General features: G+C 49.0%; 13 protein-coding genes. 10 read left to right on the forward strand and 3 right to left on the reverse strand.

The features are described from left to right. Positions 1-7: 7 nt before the first annotated feature. The 3 genes from C2M17_RS07390 to C2M17_RS07400 are packed head-to-tail and all read left to right on the forward strand — an operon-like array spanning position 8 to position 3,636. The gene (locus C2M17_RS07390; RefSeq protein ID WP_105200187.1) at positions 8-1,639 is read left to right on the forward strand and encodes an ABC transporter permease; all 1,632 of its coding nucleotides are present in this window, start codon (positions 8-10) and stop codon (positions 1,637-1,639) included. After that, the gene (locus tag C2M17_RS07395; protein WP_105200188.1) at positions 1,639-2,679 is read left to right on the forward strand and encodes an ABC transporter ATP-binding protein; all 1,041 of its coding nucleotides are present in this window, start codon (positions 1,639-1,641) and stop codon (positions 2,677-2,679) included. The genes C2M17_RS07390 and C2M17_RS07395 overlap by 1 nt, the downstream gene beginning before the upstream one ends. 60 nt (positions 2,680-2,739) lie before the next feature. Next, complete coding sequence (locus C2M17_RS07400; protein WP_105200189.1) at positions 2,740-3,636, forward strand: Dyp-type peroxidase; 897 nt, start codon at positions 2,740-2,742, stop codon at positions 3,634-3,636. 38 nt (positions 3,637-3,674) lie between these two features. Here the strand turns inward: C2M17_RS07400 and argR are convergent, their stop codons facing one another. Then, complete coding sequence (gene argR, locus C2M17_RS07405) at positions 3,675-4,142, reverse strand: transcriptional regulator ArgR (protein WP_105200190.1); 468 nt, start codon at positions 4,140-4,142, stop codon at positions 3,675-3,677. Between the two features lie 493 nt (positions 4,143-4,635). On the opposite strand from argR, the gene mdh reads away from it, so the two are divergent. From mdh to lpdA, 5 genes are all read left to right on the forward strand, one after another. After that, on the forward strand, positions 4,636-5,571 hold the full coding sequence (gene mdh / locus C2M17_RS07410; protein ID WP_105200191.1) for a malate dehydrogenase: 936 nt from the start codon (positions 4,636-4,638) through the stop codon (positions 5,569-5,571). 282 nt (positions 5,572-5,853) lie between these two features. After that, complete coding sequence (pdhR, locus tag C2M17_RS07415) at positions 5,854-6,603, forward strand: pyruvate dehydrogenase complex transcriptional repressor PdhR (RefSeq protein WP_105200192.1); 750 nt, start codon at positions 5,854-5,856, stop codon at positions 6,601-6,603. Positions 6,604-6,691: 88 nt separating this feature from the next. Further along, on the forward strand, positions 6,692-9,358 hold the full coding sequence (gene aceE / locus C2M17_RS07420) for a pyruvate dehydrogenase (acetyl-transferring), homodimeric type (RefSeq protein WP_105200193.1): 2,667 nt from the start codon (positions 6,692-6,694) through the stop codon (positions 9,356-9,358). Between the two features lie 10 nt (positions 9,359-9,368). Then, positions 9,369-11,282 carry a pyruvate dehydrogenase complex dihydrolipoyllysine-residue acetyltransferase gene (gene aceF, locus C2M17_RS07425; protein WP_105200194.1) on the forward strand — a complete coding sequence of 638 codons (1,914 nt, stop codon included), beginning with the start codon at positions 9,369-9,371 and terminating at the stop codon, positions 11,280-11,282. Positions 11,283-11,435: 153 nt separating this feature from the next. Next, positions 11,436-12,848 carry a dihydrolipoyl dehydrogenase gene (gene lpdA, locus C2M17_RS07430; protein WP_105200195.1) on the forward strand — a complete coding sequence of 471 codons (1,413 nt, stop codon included), beginning with the start codon at positions 11,436-11,438 and terminating at the stop codon, positions 12,846-12,848. A 100-nt stretch (positions 12,849-12,948) separates the two neighbouring features. Here the strand turns inward: lpdA and C2M17_RS07435 are convergent, their stop codons facing one another. Both C2M17_RS07435 and C2M17_RS07440 read right to left on the reverse strand, forming a co-directional pair. Continuing rightward, positions 12,949-13,272: a hypothetical protein gene (locus tag C2M17_RS07435; protein WP_158677911.1), complete on the reverse strand. Its 324-nt coding sequence runs from the start codon at positions 13,270-13,272 to the stop codon at positions 12,949-12,951. 329 nt (positions 13,273-13,601) lie between these two features. Then, positions 13,602-14,144, reverse strand: a complete 543-nt coding sequence (locus tag C2M17_RS07440) for a GNAT family N-acetyltransferase (protein WP_325034815.1) — start codon at positions 14,142-14,144, stop codon at positions 13,602-13,604. Positions 14,145-14,214: 70 nt separating this feature from the next. Here C2M17_RS07440 and C2M17_RS07445 point away from each other — a divergent pair, with 70 nt between their 5' ends. Both C2M17_RS07445 and C2M17_RS07450 read left to right on the forward strand, forming a co-directional pair. Then, positions 14,215-14,886: a tRNA-uridine aminocarboxypropyltransferase gene (locus C2M17_RS07445; protein WP_105200197.1), complete on the forward strand. Its 672-nt coding sequence runs from the start codon at positions 14,215-14,217 to the stop codon at positions 14,884-14,886. Between the two features lie 134 nt (positions 14,887-15,020). Beyond that, positions 15,021-17,117: a TonB-dependent receptor gene (locus C2M17_RS07450; RefSeq protein ID WP_105200198.1), complete on the forward strand. Its 2,097-nt coding sequence runs from the start codon at positions 15,021-15,023 to the stop codon at positions 17,115-17,117. Positions 17,118-17,245 lie beyond the last annotated feature (128 nt).

Consider the following 17,245-nt stretch of genomic DNA (forward strand, 5'->3'; position numbering starts at 1 on the left):
AGTTTCAATGCAGTTTAAATTTTCGCTGTCCTGGTGGCAGCTGATTGCGTGGACGACAGGCTTAGGCCTGTCGTTGCCGTTAGGCTTCCTGATTTTTGAATCCTTGCAAAGTGATCCTCTGGTGTTTGCGCATTTGTGGGAAACCGTGCTGTGGGATTATATCGGCAACACCATCTTGTTGATCCTTGGCGTGGCCTTGTTGAGCTGCGTGATAGCGCTGCCGCTGGGATGGTTGGTGGCCTATTGTGATTTCCCCGGTAAAAAGCTTTTTTCCTGGGCCTTGATGTTGCCTCTGGCCATGCCCTCCTACCTGATTGCCTACGTGTATACAGATTTGTTCGACTATGCGGGGCCGGTGCAAATTGCGCTGCGCGATGCCTTTGGTTGGCAATCTCCCGACGACTATTGGTTTTTCGATATCCGTACCTTAGGCGGTGCCATAGTTATGCTGGCTCTGGTGTTATATCCCTATTTGTTTTTAATTTTTAAAACGGCGCTTAAGGAGCAGTCACATAAGCTGGTGCAGGCCGCGGAGATCATGGGAAATACGCCGGTGCAAAGCTTTTTTAAGATCAGTCTGCCTTTGAGCCAGGGCGCCATTGCCGCGGCGGTAGCGCTGATCAGCATGGAAGCCATGGCCGACTTTGCCACCGTAAGTTATTTTGCCGTCAGCACCTTAACAACCGCCGTTTATGATACTTGGTTTGGTTACTACTCCTTGACCGCGGCGGCGAAAATTTCCGGCATCATGCTGCTAATTCTGTTTGTGGCGATTTTTATCGAGCGCTATTCCCGTCGTAATCAGGCTGTGTTTGAGCGACAAACCCAGCTCAGTGATGAGTCTCTCTATCCGCTCACCGGTGGCAAGGCATTTGCCGCCAGCGCTTTTGCCAGCCTAGTATTATTGGTCGCCTTTGTGGTGCCGGTCTGGGTGCTCGGGGGTTATGCCATCGATTACTTCGAGCAGGCCTGGAACAGCGAGTTTTTCCTTTATGCCTGGCAAAGCCTGAAGATTTCCGCTCTGGTGAGCGTCCTGGCTATTACCCTGAGTATCTTGGTGGTTTACTTTCAGCGCTTAACGCCTTCGCCTGCCAGCCTTTGGCCTGGGCGTCTTGCCAGCACAGGCTATGCCTTACCGGGTACGGTACTGGCCATCGCAGTGTTGTTGCCGCTGACGACTCTGGAAGAGAGCATCAATCTGTGGCTTGAGCCCTACGATAAGGCTCCTGGGCTGTTCTTAAGCGGCACCCTGTTTGCAATTGTGTTTGCCTATGTGGTGCGCTTTTACGCCATTGCCCACGGCAGCATAGAATCGAGTTTTAGCCGTATTAGCCCGAGTTTGGATATGGCCAGCCAGTCCATGGGGCGCAATGCGAGGCAAACCCTGACCAGTGTACATATTCCTATTCTGAAGCGGGGCATTTTAACCGCAGGATTATTGGTCTTTATCGAATGTATGAAAGAGCTACCAGCGGCCTTGCTGCTGCGGCCTTTTAACTTCGAAACCCTGGCCACCCATGTGTTCCAATATGTCAGCGACGAACAGCTTGAGCTGGCCTCGGTGGCGGCCTTGTTTATCGTCCTTGTGGGTCTTATTCCGCTTTATTTTATTAACCGCTCTATGGAGCAAAAACACTGATGACGGCACAGCTTCATTTAGACAATATCAGCTTTAACTATGGCGAGCGTGCCGTGGTGGATAACCTGAGCCTGCATTTGGGCGATAACGAAATTCTTTGCCTGTTAGGAGCCAGTGGCTGCGGCAAAACCACCACTCTTAAGGCCATCGCCGGTTTGCTGCGCCCGCATCAAGGGGTTATCCGTCTCGGCGAGACCATTTTATGCGACGATAATCGCTTTGTGGCGCCTCAGCATCGTAATATGGGCATGATGTTTCAGGACTATGCCCTATTTCCACACTTAAATGTGGCCCAGAATATCGCCTTTGGTTTAAAGGCCATGACCCGGGCCAACAAGGTGCAGCGGGTTAAGGAAATGCTGGCGCTGGTCCATCTCGAAGACTGTGCCAACCGCTACCCGCATCAGTTATCCGGTGGCCAGCAGCAGCGAGTCGCCATCGCCCGAGCCTTAGCCTATAAGCCTAGCCTCTTGTTGTTGGATGAGCCTTTTTCCAATATTGACCATCAGGTGCGCTTTCAGCTGATCGCCGATATTCGTCGCATTATTAAAGACCAGCAGGTGTCGGCGATTTTCGTGACTCACTCCAAGGAAGAGGCCTTTGCCTTTGCCGATACCCTAGCTGTGATGCACCAAGGGCAAATTGCTCAACAGGGCACACCGCAGCAGCTTTTTCATCACCCGCGCTCGAAAGTGGTGGCCGAGTTTCTTGGCTCAGGTTTATATCTGGATGCGCAAAAACAGGATGACTATCACTTTGAAACCCAGTTTGGCGTGGTTCAATCGCACCAAGCGGTGGCGGGCAATGAGCTTACCGGGCAGTTATACGTGCGCCCGCACGACTTGCAACTGATACGCGATGACAAGGGGCCTGTAACCGTTGTGTCTAAGCGTTTTGTCGGCACCGAGTATGTGTATCGGGTGCAGGTGTTAGGGCAAGAGATTGAAATACCAGTAAAACAACCTGAACAAGAGTTTTTGCCGGGACAAAGGCTATCTATTACAATTAGTTCACATGCGGTGAATTTTTTCACCGCCTAAAACAGCCCCAGCCCGCAGCGCAGGCGGGCACAATCCAAGAATAAAAACATAGGAAATTAGATGGCCAAAGCGCAATCCGGCGTGTGCGCGCAAGCTAACTTACATGGCTTGCATCTGTTTTTTAATGTCCTTGATGGTCAGGATGAAGCACTCAAGGGCAAACTTGCTCAGCTCCTCGATGTGCAGACGGAGTTTGACGAGCGCTTCTCTGAGGCCATGGTGGCCAGCTTTGTTGCCATCGGCGCTCAGTATTGGCCGCTATTACACCCCCAACGTACACCATCAACACTCACGAGTTTTCCTCGTATCAGTCATAGCGATCATAGCGTCGGTGTGCAGCCATTCGATTTATTTGTGCAAATACGCTCGGACCGTGAAGACGTAAATCACCTTTTTGGTCAGCGGGTTTTACAATTATTGGCAGGGAAGGTGGAGCTGGTCGAGGAAATCAGCTGTTTCCGCTTTCTCGATGGTCGCGATTTTAACGGCTTTGTTTATGCTCCGGATACCCCTTTCGGGCGCCAGAAAATGCTTACCGCTTTAGTCAGTGACGAAGAGTATTTTGCGCATGGCAGCTATATCCATGTGCAGCGCTTTACCCATAACCTCACGTCCTGGCAGGCACTAAGTCAGGAAGATCAGGAGCTGGTAATGGGACGCACGCGTCTTGACAGTGAGCTGTTGATGCCGCTTAACGCCAACAGTCATGCGGTGTGCACCGAGTTAAAAGATGAAAAGGGCCAGCCGTTGTTATTACATCAGGGTATGCCCTTTGCGAGTATGAATAAACAAGGTCTGCTGTCGGTGACCTGCGCCGCCAGTGGTAATGCCTTTGCGCAAATGCTTAATAGCCAGCTGGGTAATTATCTGCATTATGATGCCTGGCTCGACTTTACCCAGGCGGATATGGGCGCGGCTTTCTTTGCACCCTCGGTGGAATTACTGAAAAGTTTATAAGTAATTGAACAAAGAAAAAGAGGCGAGCGCCTCTTTTTTTATACGTTATCGAATAGTTTGCGTACCCGATCTAAGGTGACATCGATTTCAGACACCTTGGCGGGAGCAATAAAGATGGTATCGTCACCGGCTATGGTGCCCAGTACGCCATCGGCCTTGCCCAAGGAGTCGAGCAGGCGGGCAATCAATTGCGCCGCACCCGGGCTGGTGTTGATGATGATCATCATTTCATTGTGAACTATATCGATCACCAATTGGCGCAGTGGGGACTTAGCGGTTGGTACGGCGAGTTCGGCCGGCAAACAGTACACCATTTCCTGTTTGGCATTACGGGTTCGCACCGCGCCGAATTTACTAAGCATGCGCGAAACCTTGCTTTGACTGATGTTGTCAAAACCTTGTTCTTTAAGGGCGTCGACAATCTCACCTTGTGAACCAAAGTTTTCTTCTTTAAGAATTGCCTTAAAGGCTTTTACCAAAGCTTCCTGTTTTTCTTGCGCTTGCATAATGTCATTCTTCTTTGCAAATTGTTGTCAATATTCTACCTAAGAAGTCAGTGTATTTCATCTTAGTAGGGTCTGTTGACCTTTGCTGTTTGTTTCTTCAGCAGTTTCTAGTGTATTTATACAAGGCGGCACATGTGTGGTGTAGTTATTCTACATGAACATGTAACAACACAGTAGAAATGCGCTACAAGCGCTGCCCTACGGGTTCATCTAAACGCATCCTGCTCTGTGTTACTCGCTATGTACATAGAATGACTATGCACCATAACGAGCGTCGTGACCAGAATGCGTTTAGATTGAACATAAAGTAAACCTCAAAGATAAACAGACCCTAGAATCTTTACAGTTAAGTTTACGACTATGGTCGAGATTATCCTCAAAATAACGCGGATTAATTTGTCTTTATCGCCTATTTTCATTATCTTTAGGCCATCTTTAGGTCTGATGACCCTAATCTCACATAACCTAGTCTCGTTATTTACGGAGAATTAAAATGAAAGTTGCCGTTTTAGGTGCTGCCGGTGGTATCGGTCAAGCGCTATCTTTACTACTAAAAAATAGCCTTCCTGCTGGTTCTGAACTGTCTCTATACGACGTAGCGCCTGTTGTTCCTGGTGTTGCCGTAGACCTATCACACATCCCAACTGCAGTAGCAGTAAAAGGTTTCGGTAAAGACGACCTTGATGCAGCACTAAGCGGTTGTGACGTTGTTTTGATCCCAGCGGGTATGCCACGTAAGCCGGGCATGGATCGTGCTGACTTATTCAACGTAAACGCGAGCATCATCCAGACTCTTGCTGAAGGCATAGTTAAAAACTGTCCTAAAGCCATGGTGGGTGTTATCACTAACCCGGTAAACGGCACTGTGCCAATCGTTGCTGAAGTATTCAAAAAAGCGGGTACTTATGACCCAGCTCGCGTATTCGGTGTAACAACGCTTGATGTTATCCGTGCCGAGACTTTCGTAGCTGAGCTTAAAGGTCTAGACGTAAGCCAGGTTAAAGTTCCTGTGATCGGTGGTCACTCGGGCACTACGATTCTTCCTCTTCTTTCACAAGTGGAAGGCGCTACTTTCTCTGACGAGGAAATCGCAGCACTGACTACACGCATTCAAAACGCGGGTACTGAAGTTGTTGAAGCTAAAGCCGGTGGCGGTAGCGCAACACTTTCAATGGGTGCAGCGGCAGCACGTTTCTGCCTATCACTAGTGAAAGGCCTACAGGGTGAAGACGTGATCGAATACGCTTACGTTGAAGGTAATGGTGAAGACGCACAATTCTTCGCACAGCCAGTACGTCTTGGTAAGAACGGTGTTGAAGAGCTTCTTTCTTACGGCGAGCTAAGCGCGTTTGAGCAAAAAGCAAAAGACGACATGCTTGCAACTCTGAACAAAGACATCCAAGAAGGTGTCGACTTCATGAATAAATAAGCTAACGCCTTTGGGCAGTTAGTCGCATCCCTTGAGTATTACTCGCGGATGCATAAGCCTCTACAGATTGCTGTAGGGGCTTTTTTTATGCCTTTTTACATACAATTAACTGGTTTGACCATTTGTTACCGAGCGAAAATTACTTTCACTTTTGTCCATATCTTACATACTGAAGTGAATAAAAATGGCGGTGTATAGCGGCAATTTTGACAGCCTGAGGGGAATCTGATACCTTATCCGCACTTTTTGGTATGACCAATTTACCCGAAGCTAAAGATAACCATGTCATTAAAAGTCAAAGCAGCGAAACTTTCGGATGTGATCCTAGCGCAACTTGAGAACATGATTCTCGAGGGCTCGTTAGCACCGGGTGAAAAATTACCGCCGGAGCGTGAGCTTGCCAAACAGTTTGAAGTCTCTCGTCCGTCGCTGCGCGAAGCAATTCAAAAACTCGAAGCCAAAGGCTTAGTCACTCGTCGTCAAGGCGGTGGCACCTTTGTGAAAAACCAGTTGGAGGAAGGGTTAAGCGATCCGCTTTTCGAGCTGATCAGCAAGCACCCGGAATCACAATTTGATTTACTTGAGTTTCGTCATGCCCTTGAAGGAATTGCGGCGTACTATGCAGCCTTGCGTGGTACCCAAACTGATTTTGACAAGGTTAAAGAAAGCTTTGAAAAAATCGCTCAGGTAAGCGATGACCTGGCGGCGAAGGCCAAAGCCATCAATGCCTTTCATTTTTGCATCGCCGAAGCGTCACACAATGTAGTTTTGCTGCATTTGGTGCGCGGTATGCAGGCCTTGCTGGAGCAAAATGTCCTGCAAAACCTGCAGGTACTGATGAAGAAAACCGAGGTGTCACAGCAACTTGCTGAGCACCGTCAAGTGTTGATGGGAGCCGTTATTGAAGGGCACCCAGAGCAGGCACGTTTAGCCAGTAATGCCCACTTAGCCTTTATCGAAGAGGCATTATTGGAAGCAACCAAGGAGCACTCACGTATCGAGCGCTCATTGCGACGTACCCGCACACAATAAAATTCGCTTTAAGCCCCTGTGGAGCCTTGCTCGCACGGGGGCTTTTTAGCATTTTAAATTCGTATTTTAAACATAAGGAAAACTCCATATGTCTGAAGTCAATAAAGTTGACGTAGACGCATTAGAAACCCAAGAGTGGTTACAAGCCCTTGAGTCTGTAGTGCGTGAAGAGGGTGTTGAGCGAGCGCAATTCATTCTTGAGCAAGTGCTAGAGCAAGCGCGTTTAGACGGTGTTGATATGCCAACCGGCACCACCACTAACTACGTTAATACCATCCCAGCAGATCAAGAACCTGCTTACCCGGGTGATGTAAATATCGAGCGCCGTATCCGCTCTATCATCCGTTGGAATGCGATCATGATTGTTCTGCGCGCGTCTAAGAAGGATCTTGACTTAGGTGGACACATGGCGTCTTTCCAGTCGTCAGCAGCCTTCTACGAAGTATGCTTTAACCACTTCTTCCGTGCTCCAAACGAGCAAGACGGCGGTGACCTGGTTTATTACCAAGGCCACATTTCACCGGGTATTTATGCCCGCGCCTTTGTTGAAGGTCGCTTGACTGCAGATCAGCTTGATAACTTCCGTCAGGAAGTGGATGGCAAGGGTCTTCCTTCATACCCGCACCCGAAATTAATGCCTGAGTTCTGGCAGTTCCCAACCGTATCCATGGGTCTGGGTCCAATTGCGTCAATCTATCAAGCGCGTTTCCTTAAGTACCTTGACGGTCGTGGTCTTAAAGACACGTCTAACCAGCGCGTTTATGCCTTCCTGGGTGACGGTGAGATGGATGAGCCGGAATCACGTGGTGCGATTTCATTCGCCGCTCGTGAAGGTCTGGATAACCTATGTTACCTAATTAACTGTAACCTGCAGCGTCTAGACGGCCCTGTAATGGGTAACGGCAAGATCATTCAAGAGCTTGAAGGTCTATTCAGAGGTGCAGGCTGGAACGTAATCAAGGTTGTGTGGGGCAGTGGCTGGGATAAGCTACTGGCTAAGGACACAACAGGTAAGCTACTACAGCTTATGAACGAAACGCTTGATGGTGACTACCAAACCTATAAAGCGAAGGATGGCGCCTACGTACGTGAGCACTTCTTCGGTCGTTACCCAGAAACTGCAGCCCTTGTTGCCGATATGACTGACGAAGAGATCTTCGCGCTTAAGCGTGGTGGTCATGAGCCTTCGAAACTATTCGCAGCGTTCAAATCAGCACAAGAAACCAAAGGCCGTCCAACTGTAATCCTTGCGAAAACCGTTAAAGGTTACGGCATGGGTGATGCTGCTGAAGGTAAGAACATCGCGCACCAAGTTAAGAAAATGGACATGACCCACGTAGCGCACCTACGTAGCCGTCTTGGTCTGGATGACTTGGTATCTGAAGATGATTTAGCAAACCTTCCGTACCTGACTCTGGAAGAAGGTTCGAAAGAGTACGAATACCTGCACGCCCGTCGTAATGCCCTACATGGTTACACACCGCAGCGTCTTCCTAACTTCAGCGAAGAGCTGGCATTACCTCAGTTAGACGCATTCAAGCCACTGCTTGAAGAGCAAAAGCGTGAAGTTTCAACGACTATGTCTTTCGTACGTACCTTAAACGTACTTCTTAAAGACAAAGGCATTGGTAAAAACATAGTGCCTATTATTGCCGATGAAGCCCGTACTTTCGGTATGGAAGGTCTGTTCCGTCAAATCGGTATTTATAACCCGCGCGGCCAGAACTACAGTCCAGAAGACCGTGACATCGTTTCTTACTATAAAGAAGATCAGGGTGGTCAGGTATTGCAAGAAGGTATCAACGAGCTAGGTGCAATGTCTTCATGGGTTGCTGCAGCAACATCATACAGCACCAACGATCTACCTATGATCCCATTCTATATCTACTACTCAATGTTTGGTTTCCAACGTGTAGGTGACATGGCGTGGATGGCCGGTGACCAACAAGCACGTGGCTTCCTTCTAGGAGCAACGGCTGGTCGTACAACCCTTAACGGTGAAGGTCTGCAGCACGAAGATGGTCACAGCCATATTCTTGCAAACACAGTGCCTAACTGTATTTCTTACGACCCAACATTCGGCTACGAAGTTGCTGTAATTATCGAAGACGGTATCCGTCGCATGTACGGTGAGAACCAAGAAAACGTCTTCTACTACCTGACTCTGATGAACGAGAACTATCATCAGCCGGCAATGCCAGAAGGCGCCGAAGAAGGTATTCGTAAGGGTATCTACAAGCTAGAAAGTTACGCTGGCAGCAAAGGCCAGGTACAGCTTCTAAGCTCAGGTACTATCATGAATGAAGTACGCAAAGCAGCGCAGATCCTTAGCGATGACTACGGCATTGCCTCTGACGTATTCTCGGTAACCTCATTCAATGAGATCACCCGTGATGCGCAAGACGCAGACCGTTACAACATGCTACACCCAGAAGCAGAGGCAAAAGTGCCTTATGTAACTTCTGTACTAGGTGATGCACCTGCGATTGCTGCGACCGACTATATGAAGAACTATGCAGAGCAAATTCGTGCCTTTATCCCAGCTGAGTCTTACCGCGTACTAGGTACCGACGGTTACGGTCGTTCGGATAGCCGTGAAAACCTACGTCGTCACTTCGAAGTGAACGCAGGTTACGTGGTAGTTGCCGCACTGACTGAGCTGGCTAAACGTGGTGATGTTGAGAAGTCTGTAATTGCCGAAGCAATTAAGAAATTCAACATCGACGCAGACAAGATTAACCCGCTGTACGCTTAAGAGGTTAGCAATGACTATTGAAATTAAAGTTCCAGATATCGGCGGTGATGAGGTTGAAGTTACTGAGATTCTTGTTGCCGTTGGCGACAAGGTTGAAGTTGAGCAATCGCTTATTACCGTAGAAGGCGACAAGGCCTCTATGGAAGTACCTGCAAGCGAAGCGGGTGTGGTTAAAGAGATTAAAATCGCTGAAGGCGACACGGTTTCAACCGGCACCTTGATCATGATTTTCGAAGGTGAGTCGGCGGTAGCCGAAGCTGCGCCTGCGCAAGAAAGTGCACCTGCCGCCCCAGCGGCGAGCGCGGCTGCCAGCGCGGCTGCAAGAGAAAGCGTTGACATCAAGGTACCTGATATCGGTGACGATGAAGTTGAAGTTACTGAAATCATGGTCAGCGTCGGCGACACGGTAGAAGAAGAGCAATCAATCCTAAGCGTTGAAGGCGACAAGGCTTCTATGGAAGTACCCGCACCACAAGCCGGTGTGGTTAAAGAAATTAAAGTCAACGTAGGCGATAAGGTGAAAACTGGCTCGCTGGTGTTTGTCTTTGAAACTGCCGGCTCAGCACCTGCTGCAGCGCCAGCCGCTCCAGCTGAGGCACCAGCACAAACTGGTGGCGTTGAAATCAAAGAAGTGGTTGTGCCAGATATCGGCGGTGACGAAGTTGAAGTGACCGAAGTTATGGTCAGCGCTGGTGACAGCGTCTCAGAAGAGCAATCAATTCTGAGCGTTGAAGGCGACAAGGCCTCTATGGAAGTGCCAGCTCCTTTCGCCGGTATCGTCAAAGAAGTAAAAGTGAATGTGGGCGACAAGGTGAGCACTGGCTCTCTTATCTTCACTTTCGAAGTGCAAGGCTCAGCGCCAGCAGCTGCAAGTGCGGCTGCAAGTGCGGCTGCACCTGCTGCTACAGCAACGCCTGCCGCTGCAACAACTGCCGCTCCTGCTCAAAAAGCAGGTGGTCCGGCGCCGGCGAAGCGTGAAGACTTCGTTGAGAACAGTGACTATGCGCACGCATCGCCTGTGGTTCGCCGTTTAGCCCGTGAGTTTGGTATCAACCTTGCCAAAGTAAAAGGGACTGGCCGTAAGAGCCGCGTTGTTAAAGAAGACGTGCAGAACTATGTGAAAGAGTTAGTGAAGCAGGTTGAGTCTGGCAATGCCGGTAAAGGTGGTAATGGTGCGGGTGTAGATCTGATCCCATGGCCAAAAGTGGACTTCAGCAAGTTCGGCGATGTGGAAGAGAAGAAACTTTCGCGTATCCAGAAACTATCTGGTGCCAACCTGCACCGTAACTGGGTTCATATCCCTCACGTAACTCAATACGATGAAGCGGATATCACCAGCCTGGAAGCTTTCCGTAAGGAGCAAAATGCCCTTGCCGAGAAGAAAAAGCTAGGCGTGAAGATCACTCCACTTGTGTTCGTAATGAAGGCAGCGGCGAAAGCGTTGGAAGAGTTCCCAACCTTTAACTCATCGCTATCGGAAGACGGTGAAAGCCTGATCCTGAAGAAATACGTGCACATAGGTATCGCTGTGGATACACCAAACGGTTTGGTTGTACCGGTAGTGCGTGATGTAAACAAAAAAGGCATCATTGAACTATCTCGCGAGCTAATGGAAATTTCTGCCAAAGCGCGCGATGGCAAGCTGACCTCTGCAGATATGCAGGGCGGCTGTTTCACCATCTCTAGCCTAGGAGGCATCGGCGGTACGGCATTTACGCCAATCGTGAATGCGCCGGAAGTGGCGATCTTGGGTGTGTCTAAGTCTGACTTCAAACCTAAGTGGAATGGTAAAGAGTTTGAGCCGCGCCTCATGGTGCCGCTAAGCTGTTCATACGACCACCGTGTAATTGACGGTGCCTTGGCAGCACGCTTTACTGTGACCCTGGCAAATTACCTAAGCGATATTCGCAACCTGGTAATGTAAGCTAAATAGATAGAACTTTAATCCCAGTAAACGGTTTTTACTGGGATTTTTTTACTTTGCAATGATACAATCTTTGCACAATTTTTGTGAGTAATGGCGGGTAAATGAAATTATTCGTTATTGCTTCCCGTTCGGACAAAATAAGGTAATAGCATGAGCAACGAAATCAAAACTCAAGTCGTTGTACTAGGCGGTGGTCCTGGTGGTTATTCTGCAGCTTTCCGTGCCGCAGACTTAGGTTTAGAAGTCACTCTAGTTGAGTCACGCAGCACCCTTGGTGGCGTGTGCTTGAACGTAGGTTGTATTCCATCTAAAGCACTACTTCACGTTGCTAAAGTTATTGATGACGCAAGCGAAATGGCGTCTCACGGTGTTTCTTTCGGCAAGCCTGAAATCGACCTGGACAAGATCCGTGGTTGGAAAGAGTCTGTAATCGGCCAGCTAACTGGCGGCCTAGACGGCATGGCGAAAATGCGTAAAGTGAAGGTAGTTAACGGCTACGGTAAATTCACTGGCAGCAACACCCTTGACGTTGATGGCACTACTATCACTTTCGACAATGCTATTATCGCTGCGGGCTCTCAGCCTGTTAACCTACCTTTCATCCCTGAAGATGATCGCGTAATCGATTCAACCGGTGCCCTTGAGCTTAAAGACGTTCCTGAGAAACTACTTGTACTAGGTGGTGGTATCATTGGTCTTGAGATGGGTACTGTTTACCGTGCACTAGGTTCACAAATCGACGTTGTTGAATTTGCTGATCAACTAGTTCCTGCGGCTGATAAAGACGTTATCAAGATCTACACGCGCTATGTAAAAGATAAGTTCAACGTAATGCTTTCTACTAAGGTAGTTGCTGTTGAAGCGAAAGACGATGGTCTTTACGTATCATTCGAAGGTAAGAATGCACCTGCTGAGCCAGTACGTTACGACAAAGTACTAGTTGCAGTTGGTCGTACACCTAACGGTAAACTTATCGACGCTGAGAAAGCGGGTGTTAACGTAGACGAGCGCGGCTTCATCAACACCGACAAGCAAATGAAGACCAATGTTGGTCACATCTATGCAATCGGTGACGTTGTAGGTCAGCCTATGCTTGCGCACAAAGCGGTTCACGAAGGTCACGTTGCTGCCGAGGTTATCTCTGGTCAGAAGCACTTCTTCGATCCTAAGTGTATTCCTTCAATCGCTTACACAGATCCAGAAATCGCTTGGGTAGGTGTAACCGAGAAAGAAGCGAAAGAGCAAGGCCTTAACATTGAAACTGCGGTATTCCCGTGGGCAGCATCTGGTCGTGCTATCGCTTCTGCACGTACCGAAGGTCAAACTAAGCTTATCTTCGATAAGGACAATGGCCGTATCATCGGTGGTGCCATGGTTGGTATCAACGCCGGCGAAATGCTGGGTGAAATCGGCCTAGCGGTTGAGATGGGGGCAGACGGTGAAGACCTGGCGCTAACTATCCATGCTCACCCGACTCTTAACGAGTCTATCGGTCTAGCTGCAGAAATCTTTGAAGGTTCAATCACTGACCTACCAAACAAAAAAGCAGTTAAGAAGAAGTAAGCGCTTTTTCTAAGCTCTTTTGCTAAGTAATAAAAAAACCCGGCCTAAGCCGGGTTTTTTGTTTTTATGCTTCGCTATGATTGCGAATTAAACTGCTAGTTCACATGCTCGGCCCTGGCCAACTGCCTTTTTGGCAGAGATAAACCAGTTGCTGGCATGCTTGAACAAAATCACGGCCGTTACGCTCTGCAAGCATGGCATTCGTGAGTTGTTCACGCGAGAGTTTTGGCGTTACTTCTTGCAGCGCTTCAAAGGTGTCTAACACCCTTTCCGCTAGCCCTTTTCGGTACTGCTCGATGTGAGCGAGCCATACCGGCATATATTCGTGTCGTACCTTGGCGCCATCTAGTGCACCAATTGGTTGATGCCCCTGACCTTCTATTAAGGTGCAGCTCAGTGCCATAAAGCTATTTATTTTATCCATCTGCTCACCGTACCTGTGTAATACCAATTCACTTAAATAGCTAATCATTCTAGCGGGCTAAATGCTATCTCTGATCACATACCCAACAGAATTGGTATCAGCTCTCAAACTAGAGATTACAAAATATAGCCGTATTTTTGACAGCCTGACATTACATCTGATTACAAAGTGAACAGTTTGTGTTTTTTAACCTGGGTCAGAGCAGGGCTCAAAGCCGCAGTTATTTGGCTATGGTTTTGATATTTTTCGGCTTTCGCTTAATAAAATAGCGCGGGATAAGGCTAAAAGAAAATGTGTATTTTTTTCGTAACTATTTTTGTCAGTGGCACTTAACGTGCCGCCATTTCATAGTAGACCACGTCCCAGTCGCCCATGGGATCCTGATGGGTATAGCTGCGAATATACTCCATGCCCAGTTTTTTCATAATGGCTATTGAGCCTAGGTTATCTTGCTCGGCAATGGCGCAAAAGTGGCTTATATCACCTTGTTTACGCAATGCCTGTACCACGGCCGCCGCGGCTTCACTAGCATAGCCCTTGCCCCAGCTGATCTGTTTAAAGCGCCAGCCGAGTTCTAGGTTAAGCCACTGGGGCTGCTCGCTAAAAAATTGGTAGGGGCGTACCAAAACCCAGCCCAAAAAGCGCTGCTCGGTTTTTTCTGTGACCTGCCAAAGACCCCAGCCTTTTTCCGGGTTCAGGTATTTGGCCAGGCGCGGCAGGGCGATCTCATCTATGTCTTTGCGGGTGCTGGGTTTGCCACCATTAATGTATTTCATCACCGCCGGATCCTGGTCGAGCTCGAAGAACAGGTCGCCATCGTCAAGCGTCATAAGACGGTAGCTGAGGCGTTCGCTGTCAGGGATAGTGATCATGTTATTTACTCCGTGTTTGCTCTACAATACGCGCCCGAATCAAACCAAGGCAACTCCAAGGCGGAACCAGGTGACCAATTCTGTATTAAAACTGCGGACCCAACAAATAGCAATGGCAAAGCGCGAGTTTAAAGCCCGTGGCAGCAAGCTCAGCCGTTGTGAGTCTTGCCTCTTGGCCGAGCCTTTATGTATTTGTGCCGGGGTCGAGCCGGTGCCCTGTGGCGTTGCGGTTTGTATGCTGATGTACCATAACGAAAGCTTTAAGCCCTCCAATACTGGGCGCTTAATCGCCGATATAGTCCCCGATAACCATGCTTTTCGCTGGGACAGAACTGAGCCGGATCCCGCTTTACTGGCGCTGATTGCGGATCCCCAATATCAGGCTTATGTGGTGTTCCCGAGTGAAGGCATGGCACCGGAGCGAGTTTGTACCCAGGTTCAGCATCAAGGGGATAAAAAGCCCTTGTTTATCTTTTTGGATGGCACCTGGCGCGAGGCCAAAAAGATGGTGCGCAAGTCGCCTTATCTGGATGCTTTACCCATTCTTTCCATCACTCCGGAAAAGTTATCGGACTATCGTTTGCGTGTTGCCCCCCATGCACACCAGCTTGGCACCGCTGAGGTGGCGATCATGGTGTTGCAACTGGCCGGTGAGACAGAAGCCGCAGAAAAATTAGAGCAGCATTTTGTCGCCTTTCGCGGCGCCTATCTAAAGGGCAAACGCTCTAAGCTGAGTGAGTAGTCATGGGATGCCTTTTTCCCTTTGCTATTGCGCCGCTTTTACGCCCCGCTTAAGTACCTAAACTGTTCATTTAATGGCTTGATTTTGCTAGACTCGGTGTTCCATTTTTAATTCAGTAGGGATGCCTTCCCAGCATGAATGCACGTTTATGTTTATTAGCCTGTGCGGTCGCTCAAAGCCTAAGTGTTAGCGCCTTTGCAGATGAAAGTGAAATTGAACGAATTATTGTTACCGGCGACTTTAAAAGCGAGTCGATTCAAGAGCTAAGCGCCAGTGCCAGCCTCTTCTCTGAAACCGAAATTGCCGCTCGCGACGCCAAGTATTTGGATGAGCTGTTAAATCAGGCCGCCAACGTTAACTTTACCGCTGGGGCATCGCGTGGTCGCTTTGTGCAGGTGCGTGGCATAGGCCTGCGTTCGCAATTTGTTGACCCCATTAACCCTTCCGTGGGCATGGTGATAGACGGTATTAACTATTCTGGCCTAGGCGGCGCGGCCATGCTGTTCGATGTCGATCAGGTGGAAATCTACCGTGGCCCTCAGGGCACACGTTTTGGCGCCGATGCCATGGCCGGGATGATCCATATGGAAAGTACCGATCCGACCGTGACGCCAAGCCTTAAGGTCAAGCTGGGAGCGGGTAACTATAATGCCTGGGATGCAGGTATCGCCGCGGCCACCGGCTTTGGTGAGAAAAGCAGTGTGCGTGCCAGCTTCTATCAGAATAAATCCGATGGCTATATGAAAAATGCTTATCTGGGTCGTGATGATACTCAGAATATCGACGAGCAGGTCGGACGCATCAAGCTGCACTCGCAACTTACCGAGCACTGGCGCGCCGAGTTTGTCGCTCATTTTATGGATATAGATAACGGCTATGATGCCTTTACTCTGGATAACAGTCGTATCAGTGTGGCGGATCAGCCGGGTAAAGATACTCAGGAAAGTAACGCCTTTGGTCTGAGTAATATCTATACCGGTTTTGATTTTGCCGATATCGCCCTGAATCTGACCGCCTTAGATGCGGATATGCTTTATAGCTATGATGAAGACTGGGTCTGTAATGACCCGCAAGAGCCAGCGCTGTGTAAAGCTGGCTTGCACCCTTGGGGTTACAGCTCAACCGACAGCTACGAGCGTGAGCGTCAAGATCACAGTGCCGAGCTGCGCTTTACCTCTAAAGCAGGTGACTGGGTCGGTGGCCTGTATTATCAGTCGCGCGAGGTTGACTTGCTGCGCCAGTATACCTGGAATGACGGCGATTTTACTTCTAACTATGATAGCGACAACCTGGCTATCTATGGTCAAGTTGAGACCCCAATCAGTGATAAAACCCGCTTAGTCACCGGCTTGCGCGTTGAGCGTAACGAAGGTGACTATATGGATGTCCATGGCGTAAGCGAAACCGTTGACGATACCATGATTGGCGGTAAGGTCGCTCTTGAGTATCAAGTGGTACCACGCACCATGATCTACACCAGTATCAGCCGCGGTTATAAGGCCGGTGGTATCAACGCCGAGGCCATAGCCAAAGCCAATGATGAAGGTTTAAGTCAGGATGCGGAGTTTTTCCTCAACCATCGTACTTTTGATCCAGAATATCTGTGGAATGCCGAGTTCGGTGTGAAGGGCAGTTCAGCCGATCAACGCTTGAATCTGCGTATTACCGCGTTTTATATGTATCGCGATAATATTCAGCTTAAAGCTTGGAAAACCGAAGATCAGCAATTTGCCGGTTACTTCGACAATGGCAACAGCGGTGAAAACTATGGTCTTGAAATTGAAGGCGAATACGTTTATTCACCACGTCTAACCCTAAGCGGTAGTCTGGGTTTGTTGGAAAGCGAAATCGACGGTTTTGTTACAGCCGATGGCATTGATCAAACAGATCGTGATCAGGCGCAGGCGCCTAATTATCAATATGCCATCAACGCGCGCTTTAATATTACCGATGCCTTATCTGTGAGTGTGGGCATGGAAGGCAAGGACGAGTATTACTTCTCCAACAGCCATGACTCGCAAGCACCTCATGCGAACCTGGTAAACGCCAGCATTGGCTATCAGGCGGATTACTGGGACTTAAACTTCTGGGTGCGTAATGCCCTGGATGAAGATACTTATACTCGCGGCTTTGAGTTTGGTAACAACCCGGTAAATGAATACGCTACGCAAACCTATGTTCAGTATGGTGAGCCGCGAGTAGCGGGTGTAAGCTTTACTTACGAGCTGTAGGCGCTATGCGGTTTGTAGGTCGGTGCTCTGCGCCGACGTGGTGAGAGTGGCGCATAATTTGTCGGGATAAAATCCCGACCTACAGGGCAATGTGTTCCTGCATTGCATTGGTCATTTGTAGGTCGGTG

Source organism: Pseudoalteromonas sp. T1lg10, from assembly GCF_002964545.1.
Taxonomy (GTDB): Bacteria; Pseudomonadota; Gammaproteobacteria; order Enterobacterales; family Alteromonadaceae; genus Pseudoalteromonas.

Coding starts and splice junctions, on each gene's coding strand:
- C2M17_RS07440 (WP_325034815.1), bottom strand. CDS start 14,144: ATGATCACTATCCCTGACAGCGAACGCCTCAGCTACCGTCTTATGACG.
- aceE (WP_105200193.1), top strand. CDS start 6,692: ATGTCTGAAGTCAATAAAGTTGACGTAGACGCATTAGAAACCCAAGAG.
- C2M17_RS07435 (WP_158677911.1), bottom strand. CDS start 13,272: ATGGATAAAATAAATAGCTTTATGGCACTGAGCTGCACCTTAATAGAA.
- C2M17_RS07450 (WP_105200198.1), top strand. CDS start 15,021: ATGAATGCACGTTTATGTTTATTAGCCTGTGCGGTCGCTCAAAGCCTA.
- C2M17_RS07395 (WP_105200188.1), top strand. CDS start 1,639: ATGACGGCACAGCTTCATTTAGACAATATCAGCTTTAACTATGGCGAG.
- mdh (WP_105200191.1), top strand. CDS start 4,636: ATGAAAGTTGCCGTTTTAGGTGCTGCCGGTGGTATCGGTCAAGCGCTA.
- pdhR (WP_105200192.1), top strand. CDS start 5,854: ATGTCATTAAAAGTCAAAGCAGCGAAACTTTCGGATGTGATCCTAGCG.
- C2M17_RS07400 (WP_105200189.1), top strand. CDS start 2,740: ATGGCCAAAGCGCAATCCGGCGTGTGCGCGCAAGCTAACTTACATGGC.
- C2M17_RS07390 (WP_105200187.1), top strand. CDS start 8: ATGCAGTTTAAATTTTCGCTGTCCTGGTGGCAGCTGATTGCGTGGACG.
- argR (WP_105200190.1), bottom strand. CDS start 4,142: ATGCAAGCGCAAGAAAAACAGGAAGCTTTGGTAAAAGCCTTTAAGGCA.
- aceF (WP_105200194.1), top strand. CDS start 9,369: ATGACTATTGAAATTAAAGTTCCAGATATCGGCGGTGATGAGGTTGAA.
- lpdA (WP_105200195.1), top strand. CDS start 11,436: ATGAGCAACGAAATCAAAACTCAAGTCGTTGTACTAGGCGGTGGTCCT.